General features: G+C 42.4%; 6 protein-coding genes and 2 pseudogenes. 7 read left to right on the top strand and 1 reads right to left on the bottom strand.

The genetic code is table 11. The features are described from left to right. The 5 genes and pseudogenes from E4T81_RS15810 to E4T81_RS15425 form a co-directional block, all read left to right on the top strand. Positions 1–180 (top strand): annotated as a pseudogene (locus E4T81_RS15810) (hypothetical protein); the annotation flags it as partial. 655 nt (positions 181–835) lie between these two features. After that, positions 836–964, top strand: a pseudogene (locus E4T81_RS16150) (DNA methylase); the annotation flags it as partial. Continuing rightward, positions 961–1110 carry a hypothetical protein gene (locus tag E4T81_RS15720; protein WP_167762004.1) on the top strand — a complete coding sequence of 50 codons (150 nt, stop codon included), beginning with the start codon at positions 961–963 and terminating at the stop codon, positions 1108–1110. The pseudogene E4T81_RS16150 and the gene E4T81_RS15720, both read left to right, overlap by 4 nt. Before the next feature lie 243 nt (positions 1111–1353). Next, a complete protein-coding gene (locus E4T81_RS15430; RefSeq protein ID WP_135046145.1) occupies positions 1354–1965 on the top strand; it encodes a TetR/AcrR family transcriptional regulator in 612 nt (203 codons plus the stop codon). A 115-nt stretch (positions 1966–2080) separates the two neighbouring features. Next, entirely contained in the window at positions 2081–2890 is an 810-nt protein-coding gene (locus E4T81_RS15425; RefSeq protein ID WP_135046143.1) for a class I SAM-dependent methyltransferase, read from the top strand. 89 nt (positions 2891–2979) lie between these two features. Here the strand turns inward: E4T81_RS15425 and E4T81_RS15420 are convergent, their stop codons facing one another. Beyond that, positions 2980–3840 carry an AraC family transcriptional regulator gene (locus E4T81_RS15420; RefSeq protein ID WP_135046141.1) on the bottom strand — a complete coding sequence of 287 codons (861 nt, stop codon included), beginning with the start codon at positions 3838–3840 and terminating at the stop codon, positions 2980–2982. 156 nt (positions 3841–3996) lie between these two features. Between E4T81_RS15420 and E4T81_RS15415 the strand changes: the two genes are divergently transcribed. Next, positions 3997–6300 carry a TonB-dependent receptor gene (locus E4T81_RS15415; protein ID WP_135046139.1) on the top strand — a complete coding sequence of 768 codons (2304 nt, stop codon included), beginning with the start codon at positions 3997–3999 and terminating at the stop codon, positions 6298–6300. A 6-nt stretch (positions 6301–6306) separates the two neighbouring features. Further along, the gene (locus E4T81_RS15410) at positions 6307–7116 is read left to right on the top strand and encodes a DUF4249 family protein (protein WP_135046137.1); all 810 of its coding nucleotides are present in this window, start codon (positions 6307–6309) and stop codon (positions 7114–7116) included. Positions 7117–7320: the final 204 nt, after the last annotated feature.

Genomic DNA, 7320 nt, shown 5'->3' with positions numbered 1-7320 from the left:
GATACATATTTTGATGGTTTTGAAAACAAATGGAAACTTTCTAAACCACTGTTTATAAAATTTATTCTTCAATTATTAGGTGAAGATATTGACACTTTTAATGCATTATCACCAACGACTAAAACCAATTTCTTATCCCTGATATATTCCACTATTACAAATGAAATTCAAACAATGTAACTAAAGTAAGTATTCATTTCAAAATTTTGATAATTAAATAATAATTTGTGTATTTGTAATCCCAATGGAAACAATAGGGAAGAACATTGAAATTGTGCCGTGTGCAATTCGTGAACAACGGAAAGTGCGGCATTGCAATATCCTGAATACTACTTAGTTACAGCGATATCCCGCAGCTTCAGGCGGATCACAAGGAAGTACGGACTTCCACCGCAAAACGCTGAAAAACACTTGATTTCCAGCGTTTTCCTTTTTGCCCTATCCGGCATAATACAGCGGAGTTCGGCACATGAGCGTGAGTTTTGCGTGAGTCACACGCATCGAGAGGCAAATGACTCACGATTGCAGTAGCCGAAGAGTGAGTCGCCTGCTGTTCAGTATTTTACTGCGTTATGCAGTCCTGACGCCTGAGGCTCAGGGTTCATGGCTCCACCCTCCTACCCCACTTTTCAAAGCACAAAGCCTATAAATTAATATCATCTAAGAAATGAGCGTGTAACGGGAGTTTTTCGGGGCGGATTTAACATTCTTGTGTGTTCCCTATGTGCTTTTCCGTGAGTTGCAGGGATATTTTTGACTCACGCAGTACGCCGGACGCTTACTGTCACGCATCGTATATTCATACTATGAGGAACGTACCGCCAGACTCAAAGCCGACGTTCCCCAGCTCAAAGCCATCATCGCCAAGACATGGGGTAAGGAGGACGAGTTGAAGCAACTCAAATCCGAGCTTGCCCCCTCGACCGCAAAATCACCGCCGAACTTGCTCCCACCCACGAAGTGCCGGACGACCGCATGGGAGTCAACAAAGAGGGACAGGACGGCGTTGAGAATAAACCGGCTTCTACCGTTGAAGTCAATGCCACTGTGGTAGACGCTCCTTCAACATCTGACGACCAGAAAAAGTCTATGGTAGCAGAACCATACTAAATATATAGAAGTCATAAACGGAATATTGCATGCCATACTTAGTTCTATTTACAGGATTAGACATAGTGGTAATTTATGCCGAGACCCTATTACGAACAGATTAACTAACTGTTCATTGTTGTTGCTTTTTTTAATTGCAAATACCTGACAATTAAGATGGAACTGCGCACTCACCATATTTGGGTATTGCAGATAGACCTGATTAACAGTAATTTTGTGATATAAAATGAACATCGTTTGTTTATGCAAGTTCTGAAAGATGACATAAAAAAACGTATTCTTAACGCTGCAAAACAAGAGTTTGCAAAGAGAGGATTCATCAAGACTTCGATGCGCGACATTGCCAAAGGTGCCGGGGTCGGAGTTGGAAACTTGTATAATTACTTCCCAAGCAAAGACAATCTGTTTAATGAGGTACTGGCCCCAATTACGGCAGCCTTTTATGCTATGTTTGACCGTCATCATAGCACTAACGGGACTGATGCGCTTGAAATGATGACTCAGGATTATCTAACATCGTCAGTTCTGGAATATGTGAACATTATCAACGGGAATAGGACTCTTATGAAGATACTGTTTTTCAATGCACAGGGATCTTCTTTGGAAAATTTCAAAATGGATTTTACAGACAAGGCGACTGAGCAAGTTAAAGTATGGTTTGCCGATCAAAAAAAACGGCATCCTCACATAAATATTAATGTGAGCAACTTTATGGTGCATCTTCATACAGTATGGATGTTCACAATGTTTGAAGAGATACTTATGCATAAAATGACTTTGACCGAAATACGTCAGATAATAGAAGAGTACATCACATTTGAAACTATCGGATGGAAATATCTGCTTCAAGTATAAGTAATTTTCTCATAGGACATTATGGGGAGAGAATTTCAACATTGAGATTCTCTCCTCTTTTTTTGAACAAATTTGAATATTGTTCATTATTGAACCCATTATAAAAGAATAAGATATGAATCAATTCAAAGACAAAGTATCAGAAACTCTCCTGATTCCGCTCTATATGCGAGCCAAAGAGAGTAGCCGGGCAGACGCGATAATTCGCGATCCTATAGCACAGCGCATTGTCGAATCTATTGAATATGACTATTCAAAGTTCGACACAGCCAAAATGAGCGAGATCGGCTGTGCCATCAGATGCCGTTTCTTCGACGACATGGTGACGGAGTTTGTCCGAAACCATAAAAATCCGGTAATCGTCAATCTCGGATGTGGACTTGACACCCGTTGCCAACGTACCGTGGAAGGAATATCGGATGTGGCATTCTACAGCCTTGACTTGCCGGACACCATAGACATGCGTCGTTCATTCATTTCCGAGGCGTCCAACGAATCCTATATCTCGGAGTCGATGTTTGATACCGTCTGGATGGATCGGATTAAGAGCGAACATCCCTTCGGCGATATCCTGCTCATAGCCGAAGGCGTCATCATGTATTTTGATGAAGCGACTCTCCGACAATTCTTTAACGACTTATGCGATCGTTTCAGCAATGCCGAAATCTGGTTTGACACCATGGGAACACTTGGCGTTAAAAATCAGAATAAACACGATGCCATTAAAAATATGGAAGCAACTTTCAAATGGGGCATCAACAACGGAAAAATCCTCGAATCATGGAATCAGCATCTTTCTCTGATAGGACAGATTTCTCCGGGCCGCTTCTTCCGCTCACGTCAGACAATACTTATGCGTGCATTGTCATTATTCCCCGGTATATTTTTCAGATTTTATTCCTATTTAGGATATAGAATTTCATAATCAGACCAGGTTAGGCATAAAGGCGGGGAAACCTGCCTTTATGCCTACTTTAATTCTATTAACAACGGTCACGTCATTTTCTCAAATAATCAATCCTCATTACTGCTGTTGCGATAGGCTTTGGGGGAAACGCCTGTGTGGGTTTTGAAATATTTTCCGAAGAACGATTGTGTTGGGAAATTGAGCTGATAACAGATTTGCTGAATCGTCATATCGGTCGATGCAAGCAATGCTTTTGCCTCCATAAGTACATATTCCTCAATCCATTCAGCCGCACTCTTACCCGTAACGTTTTTAACGACTGATGAAAGATATCCCGGTGTCAGGTGCATATCTGTTGCATAATCAATGACTTTTCTCTTATGGTGATAATTCTGGCTGACAATGTTGATATATTGTTGTGCGATATTTTCCTCTCTTGACAAAGCAGGAGGGATTTTCGCAACAATACTGTCGGCCATGCTGTATATCATAGCTGATGTTAGATGTTGCAATATCTCGCGGATATGCGGCCGACGGCGTGCGAGTATCCGACGTACCATCTCACAGAACAATTTGATCGCATCGTTCTCCTTATCCGACGGCATGACAATCGGATTGGCGGCAAGGACATTTGAGATATTCAAATTATAGGGAAATCCCATAGATCCCATGAACTCCGGTGATATGGATATCAATATGGCTTTATAGTCCACTGATACAGATAATATCTCAACGACCTGCCCCGGCAGAGTAATTCCTATTGAACCCGGCGATGACACGACAGTCTTGAGATTTACCCGGCTCTTACATGTGCCTGTCATGCAGACGCTACACTGATACATGTGGTTGATTACCGGTATTTTCGGAAAATCATCCGCCGTGATGTCAATGACAAAGAAATCGTCATCAAGGCGATATGAGTCCGGGCATGAAGCCAGCCGTTCTATTATTGAGGTCTTCCGTATCATTGTTTTTATAGTTTAAGAATACAAAATTAGGCTAATAATTCCATATTTCAAGTCTATATTTTAAGAATAGTCCAATTTATCCAAAGGATAGGCCTTTTGTATTGGTGAATCCCATAGTAATTTTGCACCCGACTTAATAGTGTCTAAACTAAACGTATGACTAAATTAAAAACGACAATTGTAATATTAATAACAGCAGTGGCATTATGCAGCAATGCGGCATTGGCACAGCATACATTCGTCATAAAAGGTAAAGTGACGGAGGCGGATACAACCGAACCTCTTATCGGTGCATCCGTGAGATGTGGCACAACCGGAGCTGCAACAGATGTTGACGGCAATTATGAGCTTTCGGTAAAGGTAGGTTGCTATGATATCGAATGTTCCTATATAGGTTTTGAAAATGACAGACGCCGGATTACAGTATCCTGTGACACGGTGATAAACTTTGAGTTGAAGAGTGTCACAAGTGAACTGTCTGAAGTCGTTGTGTTATCGCGTTCCATGATGGACAGATTAAAAAACACTCAGCCGGGCATGGAGCGTATCGACATTGACGAGATGTCTAAAACTCCGGTATTATTTGGAGAGCGCGATATACTGAAATCATTACAACTTCTTCCCGGCGTATCGGCCGAGGGGGATGGAACCGGTGGATTTCAAGTCCGTGGCGGTACAGCAAGCCAGAACCTTGTACTGCTTGACGATGCTCCGGTTATAAATTCGGGGCATCTGTTCGGATTTTTCTCAACATTCAACGACCCTGCATTATCAAGTGCCACTCTCTACAAAGGTCAGATTCCGGCACGCTACGGAGGTGCAACTTCTTCAGTGTTCGATGTGAATACAAAAGCCGGCAATGCTGAAAAATATAAGGGTTCTTTCACAGTTGGATTACTTTCGGCAAAATTTGACATAGAGGGGCCGATAATCAAGGACAAGCTGTCTTTCTTTGCATCAGCCCGACGTTCCTATATGGATATGTTTCTGAAATTCACAGACCAATTCAAGGATAACTCTCTCTACTTTTACGATATAAATGCAAAAGTCAATTACAACGTGGGGTACAATGACAAAATAGCGGTATCACTATTTGTCGGACGTGACAACCTCGGAATGAGTGACATGATGAATATGCAGTGGGGCAATATCACCACGACTGCCAAATGGTATCATACATTCAATGACAGGCTTGCATCTGTTGCGACTCTGTATCATGGCAATTTTATAAATGATATGGGTATGCAGATAACATCAGAAGATGACAATATGTACGGTCATCTCCGTCAGACAGGGATAAAATATTCATTTTCATGGAATCCTCATGAGAATCATAACGTGGATTTTGGATTGCAGTCAGCTCTTATTGACTTGAAATCCGCTGAATGGACAATGGGGACAACCCACCAGAAGGAGCAACGCCGGGGATGGGAAAGCGGGGTATGGATAAATGACGACTGGGCCATAAACGAGCGTGTCCATGTAATGGGCGGCATACGTCTGGGCATAATGTCTACATTAGGCGGTTCTCCGTATTACAGACTGGATGAGAGTGGAAATATAATAGACTGCTATACGCCCCGCAACGGGAAGCCATATAAGACATATCTGTCCATTGAACCACGTCTTAGTCTGAATTACCGCATAACCGACCTGCAGAGTATAAAAATGGCATACAGCAGAAGTTCGCAGAACATCCATGCCATACGCAGTACGGGGTCTTCGATGCCGTTTGACAGATACGCAATGACGAGCAATATCATAAAGCCCCAGACTGCCGACCAAATAAGTGCCGGATATGTGGCTCTTTTTGGAAACACCCGATGGGAAATATCAGGTGAGGTGTTCTATAAGGACATCCATAATATCTATGACTATAAAGATGGAAAATCATTCAATTCCGAAATTGAGATAGAGCGTCTTCTCTTGGGCGGCAAGGGACGGGCATACGGTTTTGAGTTCACCTTGCGCAAGAACGCGGGTAAACTTACCGGGTGGATCGGCTATACTTTATCATGGGCGCAAAACAAGATTGGCGGTATAAATAACGGAAAGTGGTACACTGCCGGAAACGACAGACGCCATGATATTTCTGTCGTCGGAATATATCAGTTCAATAAAAAATGGAATATGTCTGCGGCATGGGTTTTCAACACCGGACAGGCACTCACCGCGCCGAGTGCTAAATATGAGGTGGATGGTATTCACATGTTCCATTATGCGGAAAGAAACGGATACCGCGCTCCGGCTTATCATCGACTGGATCTAAGTGCGACCTATACGCATGAGGGGCCAAAACTCACTTATGAATGGTCATTCGGAATTTATAACGCCTATTCGCGTTACAATCCTTTTTTGATAGTATTTGAAACTGACGAAAACGCTCCTACCGGCTTTAAGACCATGAAGCATTCTCTTTTCGGTCTTGTTCCTTCGGTGTCCTACACATTAAAATTTTGACAACAAATGAAATATCTGTATTATATTGTCGCATTATGCCTGTTGTGTTCATGTGAGGAGGAAATACAACTTGACTATCGTCCAATTGAACCGATTTATGTGATAGAAGGTCATGTGAGCAACGACGGTTCTGAAGTCGTGATAACCGGCACACGTGATATTGAAGACCCTGTGTTAAAAACAGGAATCGAGGTGCAATCTGTTGTACTGTCTTCAGATAACGGCATCAAAGAAACGCTGACTTATGGAGAAGACGGCATATACCGTTCACTGTCATTCGTTGGAATCCCCGATGAAACATATACTCTTACTGTTGTCATCGACGGGGAATCTTACACATCAAGTTCAACGATGCCCGGATTTACTGAAATCGTATCCACCAGTATGAGATGGGAGGAAATGATGGGTAACGATATGCTCCATCTGATAGTGGATGTCAGCGACAAGGCTGATGATATAAACTACTATTATTACCGGATACTCCGAAACGGCAAGCTGTTCAAATGGAATGTTGTGCGTGACCTTGATAGTTCAAACAACACCATACAGTTTGACATAAGCTGTATGAGCCGCGACAAAGCCGAAAAAAATGATCCTGACGATTACGACTCCATACTGTTTGAAGGGGATGATATAACCGTAGAGGTACGAGCGATAGACATAAAGGCTTATGATTATCTGTTTTCGGCGAAACTTTCGGGACAGAACCATTCAAATCCGGTATATGATTTCAACGGAGAAGTTCTCGGTTATTTTTCAGCTTATACATCCACATCAAAATCGTTTGTATTCCATTATTCCGATATTGAAGACTGACGGTCGGTGTCAATATCACAAGTGTTTTTACAATCTGTCAAAAGGAGTTTTCAATAACTCCGATTACAGGGAATACATGAGAACTGGGATCAGAAGCGCGCCATGTCCAAAGGCCGCTCTCGCCGAGACCTCGAACTTAACAAGTATATCGAGGTTGTGAAAGCCCGCTTCCTCAAAATACACAATATGCTTGTGCGCGAGGGG

The sequence above is a fragment of the Barnesiella sp. WM24 genome, from assembly GCF_004570975.1.
Classification (GTDB): domain Bacteria; phylum Bacteroidota; class Bacteroidia; order Bacteroidales; family Muribaculaceae; genus Muribaculum.
Note: the sequence above shows the minus strand (reverse complement) of the source record. Positions and strands in the feature narration are given on the sequence as shown.

Bases quoted from the DNA above. Each gene is read 5' to 3' on its own strand.
- E4T81_RS15430 (WP_135046145.1), top strand. From the start codon at position 1,354: ATGCAAGTTCTGAAAGATGACATAAAAAAACGTATTCTTAACGCTGCA.
- E4T81_RS15425 (WP_135046143.1), top strand. From the start codon at position 2,081: ATGAATCAATTCAAAGACAAAGTATCAGAAACTCTCCTGATTCCGCTC.
- E4T81_RS15420 (WP_135046141.1), bottom strand. From the start codon at position 3,840: ATGATACGGAAGACCTCAATAATAGAACGGCTGGCTTCATGCCCGGAC.
- E4T81_RS15415 (WP_135046139.1), top strand. From the start codon at position 3,997: ATGACTAAATTAAAAACGACAATTGTAATATTAATAACAGCAGTGGCA.
- E4T81_RS15410 (WP_135046137.1), top strand. From the start codon at position 6,307: ATGAAATATCTGTATTATATTGTCGCATTATGCCTGTTGTGTTCATGT.